We start from the raw sequence: 15,902 nt of genomic DNA, 5'->3' as shown, positions 1-15,902 counted from the left end.
CGCGCACCGGCTGCCCCTCGAGTACCAGGGGGTCGAGCACCGCACCTTGCGGCGACGGTGGCTCGACGACCTCACGCGCGTTCAGCTGTTCGAGGATGCCGGGTACCGGGTCATCGGCGCGCGGCGGCGGAGAGGGTCAGCCGGTCGCGGTGATCTGCAGCGTGATCGTGGTGCCGCGCACGTGCTTGCTGCCACCGGCGGGGTCTTGAGCGGTGACCTTCGTCAGTCCGTCCGGCCAGATGTTCCACAGCGCGGAGAAGCTGACCTCGAAGCCGGCGTCGCGGAGCGTCTGTGCGGCCGCATCGCGGGTCTGTCCGACGACGCTCGGCACCTCGAACAGCGGGGGACCGCTCGAGACGATGAGCGTGACGACGTCACCCGGCCGCCAGTTGCCTTCCTCACCGCGGTCGGCGATGCCGATCACATCGCCCTTCGCGATGCGCTCGCTCGCCTCGGTGCGGGTCTCGCCCGACACCTCGAGTCCGGCGTCCGTCAGGATTCCGGTGGCACGGTTGACGCTCTGGCCCGCGACGTCGGGCACGGCACCCCGAGAGACCAGCAGTGCGGCTGAATCGCCCTGGCGCAGCGTGCATCCACCGGAGCAGTCGACCGGTTCGCCACCCCCCGCAGGCGTGCCGGAAGCGCGGATGACGGTGCCGTCGGCGACATCCGGATCGAACTCCGCGTCGGCATCGTCCGAGACGGCGATGACGTTCTGGCGGAGGATCTCGCGCGCTGCGTCTTCGGTCTGACCCGACAACGCGGGTATGGAGACTTCCGCCGGGCCCCGCGAGATCACGACCGTCACGACCGCCTCTCGATCGAGCCGGGAGCCGGGGTCGGGGTCGGTGCGGATGGCGAGCCCCTCTGCGACGTCGAGGCTGTTCTCGCCGGTCTCCTGGGCCTGGAGTCCCTGTGCCATGATGGCGGCTTGCGCATCGGCGAAGCTCGTTCCGCGCACATCGGGAACGGCGACCAGCGAGCCCGGCCCCGAGCCGAACCACCATCCCGTGCCGCCGGCGAGAGCCGCCAGCAGAAGCACGATCGTGACGAGCCAGGCGCCCTTCGTCCGGTTGCGACGTGCGTGTCGGCGCAGCCGGGTCGCGTTGTCGACGTCCGTCGTGACGGGGGGCGCCGTGAACGTCCCGGGCATCACCTTCGTGAGCTCGCCGGAACCTTCGCCGTCGTCGTCGATGACCACCACCGGCGCGCCGGACGGCGCCGTGCGCACGACCTGGGGGAACACCCCGAGTTCACGCTCGATCTCTCGCAGCCGATCGAGCATGACCTTGGCGTCGAGGGGACGCTCGTCGGGCTCGCGTTCGGTCGCCCACAGCACCAGCTCGTCGAGCTGCTCGGGCACCCCCGGGTTCTTCGCGCTCGGGCGCGGGACCGAGTCGGTCGCGTGCTGGTAGGCGATCTGCATCGGTTGCTCGCCCTTGTAGGGCTGCTCGCCGGCGAGCATCTCGTAGAGCATGATGCCCAGGGCGTAGATGTCGCTGCGGGCGTCGGCCGTGCCCCGGGTGACGAGTTCAGGTGCCAGGTAGGCGATCGTGCCGAGCAGCATCTGCCCGGTCGCGGTGTTCGCCGTCGTGGCCCGAGCGAGGCCGAAGTCGCCGATCTTGATGCGACCGTCCTCGGCCAGCAGGACGTTCTCCGGTTTGACGTCGCGATGCACGATCCCGGCGCGGTGGGCGGCGGCGAGACCGGACAGGATCGCATCCATGATGGTGATCGTCTGAGGGATCGTCAGACGCTTCTGCTCGCGCAGCAGCTCACGCAGAGTGATGCCCGGGAGGTACTCCATCACCAGGTAGGCCATCTCGCCGTCCTGGCCCTGGTCGAAGACGTTGACCACGTGCGGATCGGCCAGACGCGCCGCAGAGCGGGCCTCCTGGATGAAGCGGCTCTGGAAGACCGAGTCGTCCGACAGATGCCCGTGCATGACCTTGAGTGCCACGCGTCGCTCGAGTCTGAGGTCGGTCGCGACGTAGACCGTGGCCATGCCGCCACGGGCGATGCGAGCGCGGACGCGATACCGCTGGTCGACCAGTCGGCCGATCAGCGGGTCGGTCTGCTGGCTCATGCTCACGGAGCGATTCTACGGAGCGGATGCTGCGAGCCTGGGCAACGGCTCACCCTCGTGCGTCGGCGACATGGCTTCCGAGCGTTCTCGGAGTCAGCCGAGTGCGGCGAGCCAGCGATAGGCCTGCTGCTCCCACTCGCCGTAGCGCTCGGGGTAGGCGGAGATCTGCACGGCCTGCGCGGCGTCGGTGAAGGCGAGGCTCTCCCACCCCGGGATATCGAGCAGTCCGCGCGTCGCGGTGCCGTTGGGATCGGCCGCGCCGCCGTAGAACGTGGCGATGGAGCGAGCGGGATCGCGCACCTGATCGGGGGTGCCCCACCCGGTGCTCGGACGCTGCTGGAAGAGGCCGAGCGAGTCGCGGTCGCCCCAGTCGAGGTTGCGGATCCACGACTCGACCATCGCAGTCGCCAGGGCGATCGCGATCCCGCGGTCGGGAACGCCGCGTTCCCGACCGACCTGGATGATCAGCCGCGCGTTGGTGATCTGCTCCGCGTCGAGGCCGAGGTCGGGGAGAGCGGCGGTCTGGACGGCGGGTGCTGCGGCGGCTCCCGGGATCACGAGCTGCTGGCCGGGATAGATGATCGAGGAGCGGTCGAGCCCGTTCGCCGCGAGTACGGCGTCGAGGCCGAGACCGTGAGCGGCGGCGATCGCCGACAGCGTGTCGCCTGCCGACACGGTGTGCGCCGCGGCGGCGATCGGCACGGACTGCGAGGCGTCCGCGGCTGCGGGCGCCGGGGTCGGGGCGGCCGAGGGCGACCCTGGGACCGCGAGCGTCTGACCGGGGAAGATCACGGCACCGTCCGCGAGCCCGTTCGCTGCCAGGAGTGTGGCGACGTCGACGCCGTGAGCCTGAGCGACCGACCACGGGGTGTCGCCGCTCGCGACGGTATGGGTGAGTCCCGTCGAGGTGGTCTGGGCTACGGGGACCGCAGCCGGCGTCGCCGAGGCGCCCGGCTCCGCGCTCAACCGGATGCGGTCGCCGGGGCGGATGACCGACGACCAATTCAAACCGTTCCAGGCCAGGAGATCGACCGTGCGAAGTCCGTAAGCGGACGCGATGCGGCTGACGGTGTCGCCGAGCACGACGGTGTGCTCTGCGGGACGCGACGAGAGCGGGCGCACCGGGCCCGCGGTGCCGACCGTGGCGGCTCGGAACGACGCGCCGGGGACCGCGTCGCGCTGGGCGGTCTCGGTCATCGGCGCTGCCGTCGCCGGCTGCGCGGTCAGGCTGAGCGCGATGGAACCGACGACGGCGGGTGCGACGGCGCTACGCAGGCGTGGTCGCGGGCGGTGCGGGGGAGAGTTCGAGTCGCGGCGCACGGAGGGTCCCTTCTCGGAGGTCTCGGAAACGCTGACATGTTGCTGTGAGAGGTGTCAACCGAAGTGACTGCTGTGACTCGTGTGAAAGCCGACCCGACGGCGGGCCGGGACGCCGATCGGAAGTGACATAGTGAAGGGGTGAGCACTCGCGATTACCCCGCCGTTCCCCTGTCCTGGCTGACACTGCCCGAGGTCGTCGAGCTGACGGGCGAGACGCTCAGCCGCGTCCGGCGACTGCTGGATGAGAATCACCTCATCGGCTCGCGTCGGGACGGAACGCTTCGCGTGCCGGAGGCCTTCTTCCTCGACGGCGCGCCGCTGTCGTCGCTCCGGGGCACTATCACCGTGCTGCACGACGCCGGGTTCTCGGACGACGAGGCGATCGACTGGCTGTTCGCCACCGAGGACTCCATCGGCGCCGCTCCCATCGCCGCCCTGCGCGCAGGACGGAAGACCGAGGTCCGCAGGGTCGCGCAGACGCTCGCCTGACCGGAGCAGAGGCTCCGGACGCTCAGGCGGTCCGCTGGATCGCGGCCTGTCCGATCTCTCGGAGCGTTGCGATCTCGGCACCACCGATCGGCGCGTCATCGAGCGCCGCATCGGCTGCGGCGGCGAGCTGCGCGATCTCCTGTTCGAGGCGCTGGACGGCGCCGCTCTCGTCGATGACCCGCTGCAGGCGTCGGATGGTCGCCTCGTCGAGTGCCCGGTCGCCGAGCGCAGCATCGAGGTCGGCGCGGCCGTCGGCGTCCATCGCTTCGCGCGCGTAAGCGATGAGGACGGTCCGCTTGCCCTCGCGGAGATCGTCGCCGGACGGCTTGCCCGTCACCGCGGGGTCGCCGAAGACGCCCAATACGTCATCGCGCAGCTGGAAGGCGAGACCGACGGAGTGGCCGAACTCAGCGAGGGCCTCGCGCTGGGCCGCGGTGGCGCCGCCGAGTGCCGCGCCGATCAGGAGGGGCTGCTGCACGCTGTATCGAGCGGACTTGTAGGACGCGACCCGCAGTGCTCGGGCGGCGTGCTCGTGGTCGGGTGCCGTGGCCCACGCGGCCTCTTCGGCCACGTCCAGATACTGCCCGACCGTGACATCGCGCCGCATCGTCGCGTACTGGCGGCGGACGTCCGACGCGAAGCGGTGTCCGTCGACGGCCTCTTCGAGGAGGTCGTCGCTCCAGGCGATGAGCAGGTCGCCGAGCAGGATCGCGGCGGCCCGTCCGAACGCGTCGGCGTCACCGAGCCAGCCGGATCGGCGATGCGCCTCCTCGAGGGCGCGATGGGCGGCGGGGCGTCCTCGTCGCGTGTCCGAGTTGTCGACCAGATCGTCGTGCACGAGCGCGGCCGCATGGAAGATCTCCAGGGAAGCGGCGACACCTGCGATGTCGGCGTCGTCGGAAGAGACCCCGGCCACCGCGTGCCCTGCCGTCAGGAACCGCGCGCGGAGGCGTTTGCCGCCGGCGACGGCGACGAAGGCGCGGTCGACGAAATCGACCGCTTCGGCCCCGAGATCGGCGGCCTCGGCCCGCCGTTCCGCCGCGAAGCTTTCCAGTCGCTGGGAAACGGTCGAGATCGGGTCGGCGGAGCTCGTCACAGGCCTAGCCTAGTTCTCATCAGCGCGCGTAGAATCGGGCGCATCGGTACCCGAACAGAGGGGGATGCATGCCACTGTCAGAACAGGAGCAGCGGCTGCTTGACGAGATGGAACGCCATCTCATGCGCAATGAAGCAGACGTCGTCAGTGCTCCGCGCGAAGGTCAGTCCCTCAGCTACCGCAACATCGTTTACGGTGCGGTGCTCGTCCTCCTCGGTCTCGGCGGTCTCATCGCCGGCGTCTCGAGCAGCATCATCGCGATCGGCGTCGTGGCCTTCCTCGTCATGGTGGGCGGGGTCGTGCTGGCGCTGACGCCCTCTCGCAACGGAACAGCGAGCCGACCGACGGCGACCACCGGCACGCGAAAGCCCGCCGCCCGGTCCTCGAATTTCATGGACCGGATGAACGACCGCTGGGACCGCCGCAACGGCGAACGCTGACGCATCCCGCTTCTCCTCAGAGCACCGACCTTCGGGTCGGTGCTCTTTTTTGTGCCCTGGGGAGGAATGGGTGCTGTGGCCATAGTGAAGTGGAGGAAAGTGGAGTAAAGTGGTGGCCACCGACGGGCCGGGAGGGGGTGGTGGAGCACCATGCTTCTCGGCACGCACACCCCCAAGCTCGACGAGAAGGGCCGCGTCATCCTCCCCGCCAAATTCCGCGACGACCTCGGCCCCGGTGTCGTCGTCACGCGCGGACAGGAGCGGTGCCTCTACGTGTTCAGCACGGTGGAGTTCGAGCGTGTCTACGAGCGCATCCGCGAAGCGCCTCTCACGAACAAGCAGGCGCGTGACTTCCAGCGGATGTTCCTCTCCGGCGCGAGCGCGGAGAAGCCCGACAGCCAGAACCGCATCACCGTGCCGCCGCACCTGCGCACCTACGCCGGGCTGGGGCGCGAACTGGTCATGACCGGTGTCGGCGCGCACGCCGAGATCTGGGACGCGGATGCCTGGAACGCCTACGCCGCAGGCAACGAAGACGCCTACTCCGACATGGAGCAGGAGGTGATCCCGGGACTCTTCTGACCCGTGGCCGTGATCCTCAGCCGCTGGCCCTGACGCACTTCCCCGGTGTCAGGTCGCAGCGGAGGGGGATCAGGGCTCCGGGACCCGTCCCGCCACGACCATGACGAACGACGACATCCACACCCCCGTCCTGCTCGACCGCTGCGTCGAGCTGCTCTCGCCCGCGCTCGACCGCGAGGGCGCCGTCGTCGTCGACGCGACCGAAGGCATGGGCGGTCACTCAGAAGCGCTTCTCGAGAGGTTCCCCGGCGTTCGGCTCGTCGGGCTCGACCGTGACACCGACGCCCTGCGCATCGCGGGAGAGCGCCTCGCCCGGTTCGGAGACCGCGTCGACCTCGTCCACACCGTCTACGACGGCATCCGCGAGGCCCTCGATTCGCTCGGCATCCGGCGCGTGGACGGCATCCTGTTCGATCTGGGTGTCTCGTCCCTCCAGCTCGATGAGGCAGAGCGAGGGTTCGCCTACGCCCAGGATGCTCCTCTAGACATGCGTATGGATCAGACTGCGGGCACGACCGCGGCAGAGATCCTCGCGACCTACAGCGAGGGCAACCTGCGGCGCATCTTCGAGCGCTACGGCGAGGAGAAGCTGGCAGGGCGGTATGCGCGGGCCATCATCGAGGCGCGGGGCCGGGCGCCGCTGACACGATCAGGTCAGCTCGTCGACGTCCTCATCGCCGCGACCCCGGTCGCCGTGCAGCGCGACCGTTCCGGGCACCCCGCGAAGCGCGTGTTCCAGGCCCTGCGCATCGAGGTCAATGCCGAGCTCGCCGTGCTCGAGCGCGCGCTGCCGGCGGCGCTCGACGCGCTGGCCCTCGGTGGACGCATCGTCGTGATGTCGTACCAGTCGCTCGAAGACCGCGCGGTCAAGCGCGTGCTCGCCGAGGCGTCGTCATCGACTGCCCCCAGCGGCCTGCCCGTCGAGCTCCCCGAGCATGCGCCGCGGTTCCGGCTGCTGGTCCGCGGCGCGGAACTGGCGTCCGAGGAAGAACGTGAACGCAATCCCCGCGCGACGCCGGTCCGGCTGCGTGCGGCGGAACGGATGAGGGAGGCCTCGTGACTGCCGACAACACCGCCCGCATCCCATCGCCGCTCGGCGACGACTTCTTCGCGAGCGTTCCCGGTCGCCTGCCGCGCGAGGGGGAGCGGGAGCGTCAGCGCGATCTGCGCCTCGTCGCCGGCGCTTCCCGTCGGCGTCGCCCGCGCATGCTCTACGGCGTCATCGCCGTGTCGGGCGCGGTGCTCATCGGGGCGGTGCAGATGGGGTTGTCGATCCTCACGACCCAGACCTCGTATGAGATCTCCTCGCTCTCGCAGCAGCAGCGGCAGCTCACCTGGCAGAAGCAGATCATCGAGGATGATCTCGCGGGACTCGCCTCACCTCAGTACCTCGCGGCCAATGCGACCGCCCTGGGCATGGTGATCGCCGAGTCTCCGAACTATCTGCGACTCAGCGACGGCGCCGTGCTCGGATCCGCCAGCGCCGCGGGCGCGCACTCGAACGTCGACGCCCTCGGCCGCGCCGCCGTCGCCAATTCGCTCGTCGCCGGCGTCCCGCTGGTCACCGATCCCGCTGCCAGCCTCGAGACCGGCACGAGCACCGACGAGCTGGTCGGTGCCGATCGAGCGACACCCCCGCCCATCGCCGACGGATTGCCCGCCCCGACCACACACTGAGACACATGACGACACGAGCCACCCGCAGTCCGCGCCGCCGTACGGTCGTCGCACTCCTCGTCGTCCTCACCGTCCTCGTCGCGTTCATCGTCCGGCTCGTCGACATCCAGGTCGTCAACGCCGAGGAGCACGAGGCCGACGCCCGCAACCTCGCGATGGAGGCCGGGACCGACCTGTTCGGGACGCGCGGCGACATCACCGACACCAACGGCGCGACCCTCGCCACGACGACCTCCGTCTACGACGCGAAGATCGACCCGAAGCTGGCGATCGAGGGGATCAAGCGCAAGAACGACGACGGTCAGACGGTCACGGTCACCTGGCCCGAGCTGGCCGCCGAGATCGCCGCCGTGACCGGGCAGGATGCCGCCGAGGTCGAGGGCATCGTCACGACGGCCGTCGCCGCCGACCCGGAGTCGCGATTCGCGTACCTCGAGCGGGGGATCTCGACGGCCCAGTACCGCGCTCTCGCCGATCTGAAGCTCCCGTTCGTCGGGTTCGACCCCCACCCCCACCGGACCTACCCCGACGGGGCGGTGGCGGGCAACGTCATCGGTTTCGTCGGCTCGGACGAAGCGCCGCTCGAGGGCATGGAGGCTCTGCAGAACTCGTGCCTGCAGAGCAGCGACGGCAAGGTCCGCTACATGCGCAGCCTCGACGGCGTCGTCATCCCCGGGACGGAGATCGAAGACCCCGCCCCGGTGAACGGCGGGACGCTCCGTCTCACGATCGACCGCGACCTGCAGTGGTACATGCAGCAGCTCATCGCCGAGCAGACGCAGAACCTCGGCGCCGAGAGCGGCTCGATCCTCGTGGTCGAGGTCGCCACGGGGAAGATCCGCGCCGCTGCCGAGTACCCCAGCGTCGACCTCAATGACATCGCGGCATCCGATCCCGCGGACCGGGGCAGCCGCCTCTTCCGCGACTCGTACGAGCCGGGATCGACCTTCAAGCCGGTGACGGCCGCGACCGCCATCGAAGCGGCGGGGCTGACCCCGCTCTCGACCGCATGGTCACCCGATCGGATGGAATTCCCCAACGGAGCCGTCGTCAACGACTCGGAGCACCACGAGGCCCAGAACCTGACGCTCACGGGAGGGCTCGTCACGTCGTCCAACGTCGCCCTGTCGCAGTTCGGTTCGCAGGTCGACCCCGAGACCCGGCTGGAGTACCTCAAGAAGTTCGGTGTCGGAGAGGGCACCGCGCTCAACTGGTCGGGTGAACCCAAGGGCACGTACATCCCGACCGACCAGTGGGACAGCCAGACCTACTACACGACGACGTTCGGCCAGGCCTTCACCGTGACGGCGCCGCAGGTGGCATCGGTGTATCAGACGATCGCCAACGGCGGTGTGCGCGAGCCGCTGAGCCTCGTCGAGTCCTGCACGGCGTCGGACGGAACAGTGACCGAGCCGGATCTTCCCGAGCCGGTGCGCGTGATCAAGGAGAGCACCGCCAGCCAGGTGAGCGAGATGCTCGAGAACGTCTTCGCTCAGGGGACCCTCGCGGACGACATCGCGATCCCCGGGTACCGTATGGCGGGCAAGACGGGAACCGCTCAGAAGGTCGATCCGAACACCGGCGCGTACAAGGACAACCTGTACTACACGTCGCTGGTCGGCTACGCACCCGCCGACGATCCGAAGTATGTTGTCCTGACGGCATTCGACGAGCCGAAGACCCTGCGCCTTTCGGCAGCGAACCGGCCGGCGTTCCAGAAGGCGATGACCCAGGTGCTCAAGCACTACCGGATCATGCCGTCCGACTCGCAGACGCCACTGCTCCCCGTGACCCAGTGATGCGCATCAGCGCGTCCGAGGATTGAACATGATCTCCCTTCCGTTGTCCGACATCGCTCGAGTGCTCTCCGGCACCCTCCACCTCGCCGGGAGCGACGCTCCCGACACCCGGGTCGAAGGGACGGTCGACACGGACTCGCGGAACATCGGTCCGGGCGACGTCTTCGTGGCCAAGCCGGGCGAGGCGACCGACGGTCACCTCTTCGTGCCGGCGGCCGCCGAGGCCGGAGCCGCGCTGGCGGTCGTCGAGCACCTCGTCGACGCCGAGATCACGCAGATCGTCGTCGCCGACGCCGTGACGGCGCTGGCTGACCTCGCTCGCGAGGTCGTCGGACGCGTGCGCGCGACGGGTGATCTCCGCGTCGTGGGGATCACCGGCTCCAACGGCAAGACCACGACGAAGAACCTCCTCGCGCGCATCCTCGAGGGGGAGGGGCCGACGGTCGCGCCGCGGGCGTCGTTCAACAACTCCGTCGGTGCGCCGTTGACCATGCTTCGTGTCGCCGCCGACACGCGTTTCCTCGTTAGCGAGTTCGGTGCGGACGGCTCGGGTCAGATCGCACGTCTGGCCGGTCTCGTGACCCCCGACGTCGGAGTGGTCCTCATGGTCGGCATGGCGCACGCGGGCGGGTTCGGCGGCGTCGAGGCGACGCTGAAGGCCAAGACCGAGCTGGTCGAGGCGGTCCGTCCCGGCGGCGTGGCCGTCCTCAACGCCGACGACGCGCGCGTCGCGACGATGGCTGCGGTCGCGGAGGCTCGTGACGTCCGCGTCCGCTGGTTCGGGCGGGGCGCCGCGGCAGAGGTGCGTGCGGACGACGTCGAGGTGGATGCATCGGGGACCTCGTGCGTCGTCGTGGTCGGCGACCAGCGGATGCCGTTGCGGTTGCGGGTCCTCGGCGAGCATCACGTCATGAACGCGTTGGCCGCGATCACCGCGGCTCTCGAGCTCGGGGTCGCGCTCGAAGACGCCATCGCGCGGCTCGAGACGGTCGAGCTCGCAGAGCGCTGGCGGATGCAGCCGCTCGGGTCGGAGTCCGTGCGCATCATCAACGACGCCTACAACGCGAGCCCCGACTCGATGGCCGCAGCTCTGCGCACTCTCGCGCAGATCACGCAGCCCGGCGAGCGCAAGGTGGCCGTGCTCGGTGCGATGAGCGAGCTCGGTGAGTTCGCCGGTGACGAGCATGATCGCGTCGGCCTCCAGGCCGTCCGCCTCCGCATCGAGCGGATCGTGGTCGTCGGCGCCGAGGCGCGACGCCTGTACCTCGCTGCGATCGGCGAGGGGTCGTGGGACGGCGAGGCGGTGTTCTTCGCCGACGCCGATGCCGCGTACGACTACCTCATCGAGGAGCTGCGGGCGGGCGATCGCGTGCTGGTGAAGTCGTCGAACTCCGCGGGGCTGCGGCACCTCGGTGATCGTCTGGGAGAATTCTTCTCGTGAGATCTCTGCTGACGGCCGCGACGATCTCGCTCGCGTTCACACTCTTCCTGACGCCCCTGTTCATCCGGATCTTCGAGAAGCTCGGCTGGGGCCAGGTCATCCGCACGCCGGACGACGCGACGAACCCGAGTCACCACGCCAAGCGTGGAACGCCCACGATGGGCGGAATCATCTTCATCTGCGGCACGATCGTCGGCTACCTCGTGGGGACGCTGACCGGCGGGGCGCCGCCATCGATGTCGGGTCTCCTGGTCATCTGGATGATGGTCGGGCTGGGGATCGTCGGGTTCATCGACGACTACATGAAGGTGCGCTCGCAGCGCAGCCTGGGGCTGTCCGGATGGCGCAAGGTCGCCGGCCAGGTGATCGTGGCAGTCTCTTTCGGCATCCTCGCCCTGCTCGTGCCCAACGACGGCGGCGAGCCGGTCGGTCGCCCCTTCATCTCGCTGTTCCGCGACATCGACTGGTTGTCGTTCATGGCGCTCGGCGGTGTCGCCGGCTGGCTTCTCTACCTCGCGTGGATCTCGTTCCAGGCGGTGGCCTGGTCGAACGCGACGAATCTGACCGATGGACTCGACGGGCTCGCGACCGGCGCGGGCATCTTCACCGTGTCGGCTTACAGCCTCGTCACCTTCTGGCAGTTCCAGCAGCGCTGCGCGAGCGGTGCTCTCGTGCCGGCGTACGAGTCCGCCTGCTACACGACCAACGACCCGATGGATCTCACCATCATCTCGGCATCCTTCGTCGGGGCGCTCGTCGGGTTCCTCTGGTGGAACGCGCCCAAGGCCAAGATCTTCATGGGTGACGTCGGATCGATGGCGATCGGTGGGGTCATCGTCGCCATGGCCGTGCTCTCGCGCACCGAGCTGCTCGCGGTCATCATCGCCGGCGTGTTCATCATCGCGCCCGGCTCGGTGATCCTCCAGCGCTACTACTTCAAGGCCACCGGCGGTAAGCGCCTGTTCCTCATGAGCCCGTTCCACCACCACCTCGAGATGCGGGGGTGGCCCGAGGTGACGATCGTCGTCCGGATGTGGATCATCGCCGGAATGCTGGCGGTCGGCGGCGTCGGTCTCTTCTACGTCGCATGGCTGGCAGCGGTATGACCACCCGTCTGGACAGCCTCACGAGCTGGCACGCTGACTGGCGCGGACTCCGCGTCGTCGTCCTCGGGCTGTCGGTCACCGGCTTCTCCGTCGCTGACACCCTCGCCGAGCTCGGCGCCGATGTGCTCGTTGCCACCGAGGGCGCGGATGCCGAGTACGCGCGGCTTCTGCCCGTCATCGGCGTCTCGCTCCATGACGGCTCCTTGCAGAGCGTCCCGGAGACGGTCGTCGCGCACACGCCGGAGGTCGTGATCGCATCCCCCGGGTTCCCCCCGCACCACCCGGTGATCCGCTGGGCCCGCGAGAACGGGATCGCCGTCTGGGGCGACATCGAGCTCGGGTGGCGCGTGCGCGACAAGGTCGTCCGTCCTGACGGCAGCCCGGCTGACTGGGTGCTCATCACGGGCACGAACGGCAAGACGACCACGACGCAGCTCACCGCGGCCATGCTGGCCGCCGGCGGGCTGCGGGCCGCCCCGTGCGGCAACATCGGCGTCCCGGTACTCGACGCCGTCCGCGATCCGGGTGGTTTCGACGTCCTCGTCGTCGAGGTGTCGAGCCATCAGCTCTGGTACCTCGGCCTGGCCGAGGGCCCCGACCGGCTTTCGCCTCACGCGAGCGTGTGCTTGAACCTCGCGGACGATCACCTCGAGTGGCATGGTTCATTCGCGGCGTACCGCGACGCGAAGGCCGTCGTGTACGAGAACACCCGCGTCGCGTGCGTCTACAACAAGTCGGATGCCGCCACCCGCGAGATGGTCGAGGAGGCTGAGGTCGTCGAGGGCTGCCGCGCCATCGGGTTCGACCTGGGGGTTCCGGGCCCGAGCGATCTCGGGGTCGTCGACGGCATCCTCGTCGATCGCGCCTTCCATGAGGACCGGCGTTCGTCGGCTCTCGAACTGACGACGGTCGTCGAGCTCGCGGCGCGCGGCCTCGCGGCTCCTCACATCGTCGCGAACATTCTCGCCGCGGCGGCCCTCGCTCGCTCGCTCGATGTCGAACCCGCCGCCATCCGCGAGGCGGTGCTGGCGTTCCGCCTCGACCCGCACCGGATCGAAGTGGTCGCTCGCGTGTCGGGCGTGACCTGGGTGGATGACTCGAAGGCGACCAACCCGCACGCGGCGGCCTCGTCGCTCGCCGCCTTCCCGGGCGCGATCTGGGTCGTGGGCGGGCTCCTCAAGGGCGTCGACATCTCCGAACTCGTCGCGGGACGAGGTGCGGCGACCAAAGCGGCCATCGTCATCGGCGAGGACCGCACCGCCGTGCTCGCCGCGTTCGCGCGACACGCCCCCGCGGTTCCGGTGATCGAGGTCGAGGCGACTCAGACTGAGGATGTCATGGCACGGGTCGTCGAACTGGCGGCCGGCGTCGCCGGTGACGGGGATGTCGTGCTCCTCGCACCCGCTGCGGCGTCGTTCGATCAGTTCGCCTCCTACGCAGACCGCGGTCGTCGCTTCGCGGAGGCCGTGCGCGAACGGATCGGAAGGGGAGACGGTGACCACGACGCCGAGCCGCCCGACGCCCCCGCCGAAGAAGCTCGCTGACGACGGTCAGACGCGGAGCGGCTTCGCGGCGCGTGTGTCGCTGGGGCGCGTGTTCGCGCCGGTGCCCAGCGAATTCCTGCTGCTCGCCTCGACCGCCCTCATCCTGACCGGCTTCGGCCTCGTGATGGTGCTGTCGGCGACGATGGCGACGGCCAACGCGAGCCCCTTCGAGACGGTGCTGAAGCAAGCGGTGTTCGCGCTGCTCGGCATCCCGCTGATGTTCATCGCGAGCCGGATGCCGCTGCGGTTCTGGAAACGCATCGCGTGGCCGGCCCTCGTCGCCGGCATCCTTCTGCAGCTGCTCGTCTTCGTGCCCGGCCTCGGCGTCCGCAACGATGGAAACACCAACTGGATCTCGGTCTTCGGGTTCCAGGCGCAGCCGTCGGAGTTCCTCAAACTCGCCCTCGCCGTGTGGTTGGGCTTCGTGCTCTACCGGAAGCAGACGCTCCTGTCGAAGTGGCAGCACGTGTTCATCCCGGTCGTTCCCGTCGGCGCTCTGGTGATCGGCACCGTCATGGGCGGTCACGATCTGGGCACGGCGATGATCCTCATGGCGATCCTCCTCGGCTGCCTCTTCTTCTCCGGCGTCAAGCTTCGGCTCTTCGTGATCCCGTTGATCCTGGTCGTGGCTGCTGCTGCGGTGTTCGCGGTCACGAGCCCGAACCGCATGGCGCGCATCATGAGCTTCCTCAACGTCGACTCGACCGACTGCTACTTCGCCGATGCGGGTTCGTGCTACCAGCCCCTCCACGGGATCTGGGCGCTCGCGAGCGGCGGCATCTTCGGTCTGGGGCTCGGCAACTCGCGCGAGAAGTACCAGTGGCTGCCCGCCGCCGCGAACGACTACATCTTCGCGATCGTGGGGGAGGAGCTCGGCCTCATCGGCTGCGCCGTCGTCCTCGCTCTCTTCGCGCTCTACGCCGTCGGGGCTTTCCACATCGTGCGCAAGACCCACGATCCGTTCGTGCGGATCGTCTCGGGCGGCATCACGATCTGGATCGTGGGTCAGGCGCTCGTGAACATCGGCGTCGTCCTGCGCATCTTCCCGGTCCTGGGCGTGCCGCTGCCCTTCATGTCGCAGGGCGGGACCTCTCTCGTGTCGGGTCTGCTGGCGACCGGGGTTCTGCTCTCGTTCGCGCGGACGCTGCCCGTTCGCGCTCCGGCGCTCGAGGTCGCCTCGGGGGCGCGACCGGTGCGTCCCGCGGGCGCCGAGGCACGCTCGGCCCGCCGGTAGGCTCGGTGCAGTGACGACCTACCTTCTGGCAGGCGGCGGCACGGCGGGCCATGTCAATCCGCTTCTCGCCGTGGCCGATGCCCTGCGCGACCGACGACCCGACGACACGGTTCTGGTACTCGGAACCCGCGAGGGGCTCGAGTCCCGGCTGGTCCCCGAACGGGGCTACGAACTGCTGATCGTCGACAAGGTGCCCTTCCCCCGGCGTCCGAACGGTGCCGCGATCCGCTTCCCGGCCCGTTGGCTGCGTGCGGTCGCGCAGGTGCGCGCCTACATCCGCGAGCGAGGAGTCGACGTCGTCGCCGGTTTCGGTGGCTACGCCGCCGCTCCGGCCTACGTCGCGGCGCGCCGCGAGGGCGTGCCCTACGTCGTCCACGAGGCGAACGCCCGTCCCGGGCTCGCGAACGTGCTCGGCGCCCGACGCGCGGCCGCGACGGGCATCGTGTTCGACGGCACCCCGCTGCGCGGTGCGCAGGTGGTCGGAATGCCGCTTCGCCGCGAGATCGTCGACCTCGACCGGGCGGCGCGTCGTGCCGAGGCTGCGGCGGCCTTCGGTCTCGACCCCGCGCGCCCCGTCGTGCTGGTCTTCGGAGGCTCGCTGGGCGCTCGTCGGCTGAACGAGGCGCTCGCGGGCTCGTGGCGAGACATCGTCGATGCCGGCTGGCAGGTGCTGCACGCGTCGGGCGAGCGCAACGAGGTCTCCGAGGCCGCGTCGCCGGACTACCGGGTCGTGCCCTATCTCGATCGAATGGACCTGGCGTTCGCCCTCGCCGACGTCGTGGTCTCGCGCTCAGGGGCGGCGACGGTGAGCGAGGTCAGCGCGCTCGGCATCCCCGCCGTCTACGTGCCCTACGCGGTGGGAAACGGCGAGCAGGCGCTGAACGCCGCGGGAGCCGTCCGCGCCGGAGCCGCGCGCATCATCGACGACGCCGACTTCACGCCCGAGCGCGTTCGCTCCGAGGTCGTGCCCCTGCTGAGCGATGGCGACGAACTGGAGCGGATGCGGCGCGCAGCCGGCGCCGTCGGCACACGCGAGGGGGCGGCGAACGTGGTGGCCCTCCTGGATGCCGCGCAGCGACGCTGAGGGC

Annotated in this window: 14 protein-coding genes; 11 read left to right on the top strand and 3 right to left on the bottom strand. The window is 69.7% G+C overall.

The window, feature by feature from the left end; genetic code table 11:
• Window positions 1–136 precede the first annotated feature (136 nt).
• Together pknB and ACLBWJ_RS03800 are read right to left on the bottom strand one after the other, a co-directional pair.
• On the bottom strand, window positions 137–2,092 hold the full coding sequence (gene pknB / locus ACLBWJ_RS03805) for a Stk1 family PASTA domain-containing Ser/Thr kinase (protein ID WP_274177627.1): 1,956 nt from the start codon (window positions 2,090–2,092) through the stop codon (window positions 137–139).
• Window positions 2,093–2,179: 87 nt separating this feature from the next.
• Window positions 2,180–3,283: a LysM peptidoglycan-binding domain-containing protein gene (locus tag ACLBWJ_RS03800; RefSeq protein WP_447659746.1), complete on the bottom strand. Its 1,104-nt coding sequence runs from the start codon at window positions 3,281–3,283 to the stop codon at window positions 2,180–2,182.
• Between the two features lie 261 nt (window positions 3,284–3,544).
• Between ACLBWJ_RS03800 and ACLBWJ_RS03795 the strand changes: the two genes are divergently transcribed.
• Window positions 3,545–3,895 carry an Rv2175c family DNA-binding protein gene (locus ACLBWJ_RS03795; protein WP_447659745.1) on the top strand — a complete coding sequence of 117 codons (351 nt, stop codon included), beginning with the start codon at window positions 3,545–3,547 and terminating at the stop codon, window positions 3,893–3,895.
• 22 nt (window positions 3,896–3,917) lie between these two features.
• Here ACLBWJ_RS03795 and ACLBWJ_RS03790 read toward each other — a convergent pair whose 3' ends face one another.
• Window positions 3,918–4,991: a polyprenyl synthetase family protein gene (locus tag ACLBWJ_RS03790; protein WP_447659744.1), complete on the bottom strand. Its 1,074-nt coding sequence runs from the start codon at window positions 4,989–4,991 to the stop codon at window positions 3,918–3,920.
• 68 nt (window positions 4,992–5,059) lie between these two features.
• Between ACLBWJ_RS03790 and ACLBWJ_RS03785 the strand changes: the two genes are divergently transcribed.
• From ACLBWJ_RS03785 to ACLBWJ_RS03740, 10 genes are all read left to right on the top strand, one after another.
• Window positions 5,060–5,431 (top strand): DUF3040 domain-containing protein, encoded by a 372-nt coding sequence (locus ACLBWJ_RS03785; protein WP_112613936.1) that lies wholly within the window; start codon window positions 5,060–5,062, stop codon window positions 5,429–5,431.
• A gap of 150 nt (window positions 5,432–5,581) precedes the next feature.
• Window positions 5,582–6,013, top strand: a complete 432-nt coding sequence (gene mraZ / locus ACLBWJ_RS03780) for a division/cell wall cluster transcriptional repressor MraZ (protein WP_023951570.1) — start codon at window positions 5,582–5,584, stop codon at window positions 6,011–6,013.
• A 100-nt stretch (window positions 6,014–6,113) separates the two neighbouring features.
• Window positions 6,114–7,073, top strand: coding sequence for a 16S rRNA (cytosine(1402)-N(4))-methyltransferase RsmH (gene rsmH / locus ACLBWJ_RS03775; protein WP_274177631.1), 960 nt, complete (start codon window positions 6,114–6,116; stop codon window positions 7,071–7,073).
• Window positions 7,070–7,690, top strand: coding sequence for a hypothetical protein (locus tag ACLBWJ_RS03770; RefSeq protein ID WP_112613940.1), 621 nt, complete (start codon window positions 7,070–7,072; stop codon window positions 7,688–7,690). Before rsmH ends, ACLBWJ_RS03770 begins: the two co-directional genes overlap by 4 nt.
• A gap of 5 nt (window positions 7,691–7,695) precedes the next feature.
• Complete coding sequence (locus ACLBWJ_RS03765; RefSeq protein ID WP_114587907.1) at window positions 7,696–9,489, top strand: peptidoglycan D,D-transpeptidase FtsI family protein; 1,794 nt, start codon at window positions 7,696–7,698, stop codon at window positions 9,487–9,489.
• A 28-nt stretch (window positions 9,490–9,517) separates the two neighbouring features.
• The gene (locus ACLBWJ_RS03760; RefSeq protein WP_323987497.1) at window positions 9,518–10,930 is read left to right on the top strand and encodes a UDP-N-acetylmuramoyl-tripeptide--D-alanyl-D-alanine ligase; all 1,413 of its coding nucleotides are present in this window, start codon (window positions 9,518–9,520) and stop codon (window positions 10,928–10,930) included.
• Window positions 10,927–12,036 carry a phospho-N-acetylmuramoyl-pentapeptide-transferase gene (mraY, locus tag ACLBWJ_RS03755; RefSeq protein ID WP_354450890.1) on the top strand — a complete coding sequence of 370 codons (1,110 nt, stop codon included), beginning with the start codon at window positions 10,927–10,929 and terminating at the stop codon, window positions 12,034–12,036. Before ACLBWJ_RS03760 ends, mraY begins: the two co-directional genes overlap by 4 nt.
• Window positions 12,033–13,580, top strand: a complete 1,548-nt coding sequence (gene murD / locus ACLBWJ_RS03750; protein WP_447659743.1) for a UDP-N-acetylmuramoyl-L-alanine--D-glutamate ligase — start codon at window positions 12,033–12,035, stop codon at window positions 13,578–13,580. The genes mraY and murD overlap by 4 nt, the downstream gene beginning before the upstream one ends.
• On the top strand, window positions 13,531–14,814 hold the full coding sequence (gene ftsW, locus ACLBWJ_RS03745; RefSeq protein ID WP_323987500.1) for a putative lipid II flippase FtsW: 1,284 nt from the start codon (window positions 13,531–13,533) through the stop codon (window positions 14,812–14,814). The genes murD and ftsW overlap by 50 nt, the downstream gene beginning before the upstream one ends.
• A 10-nt stretch (window positions 14,815–14,824) precedes the next feature.
• Entirely contained in the window at window positions 14,825–15,898 is a 1,074-nt protein-coding gene (locus tag ACLBWJ_RS03740; protein ID WP_447659742.1) for a UDP-N-acetylglucosamine--N-acetylmuramyl-(pentapeptide) pyrophosphoryl-undecaprenol N-acetylglucosamine transferase, read from the top strand.
• Window positions 15,899–15,902 lie beyond the last annotated feature (4 nt).

This window comes from Microbacterium sp. M4A5_1d (genome assembly GCF_053345465.1).
Note: the sequence above shows the minus strand (reverse complement) of the source record. Positions and strands in the feature narration are given on the sequence as shown.

Bases quoted from the DNA above. Each gene is read 5' to 3' on its own strand.
- ACLBWJ_RS03800 (WP_447659746.1), bottom strand. From the start codon at position 3,283: ATGACCGAGACCGCCCAGCGCGACGCGGTCCCCGGCGCGTCGTTCCGA.
- ACLBWJ_RS03785 (WP_112613936.1), top strand. From the start codon at position 5,060: ATGCCACTGTCAGAACAGGAGCAGCGGCTGCTTGACGAGATGGAACGC.
- mraZ (WP_023951570.1), top strand. From the start codon at position 5,582: ATGCTTCTCGGCACGCACACCCCCAAGCTCGACGAGAAGGGCCGCGTC.
- rsmH (WP_274177631.1), top strand. From the start codon at position 6,114: ATGACGAACGACGACATCCACACCCCCGTCCTGCTCGACCGCTGCGTC.
- ACLBWJ_RS03765 (WP_114587907.1), top strand. From the start codon at position 7,696: ATGACGACACGAGCCACCCGCAGTCCGCGCCGCCGTACGGTCGTCGCA.
- ACLBWJ_RS03760 (WP_323987497.1), top strand. From the start codon at position 9,518: ATGATCTCCCTTCCGTTGTCCGACATCGCTCGAGTGCTCTCCGGCACC.
- murD (WP_447659743.1), top strand. From the start codon at position 12,033: ATGACCACCCGTCTGGACAGCCTCACGAGCTGGCACGCTGACTGGCGC.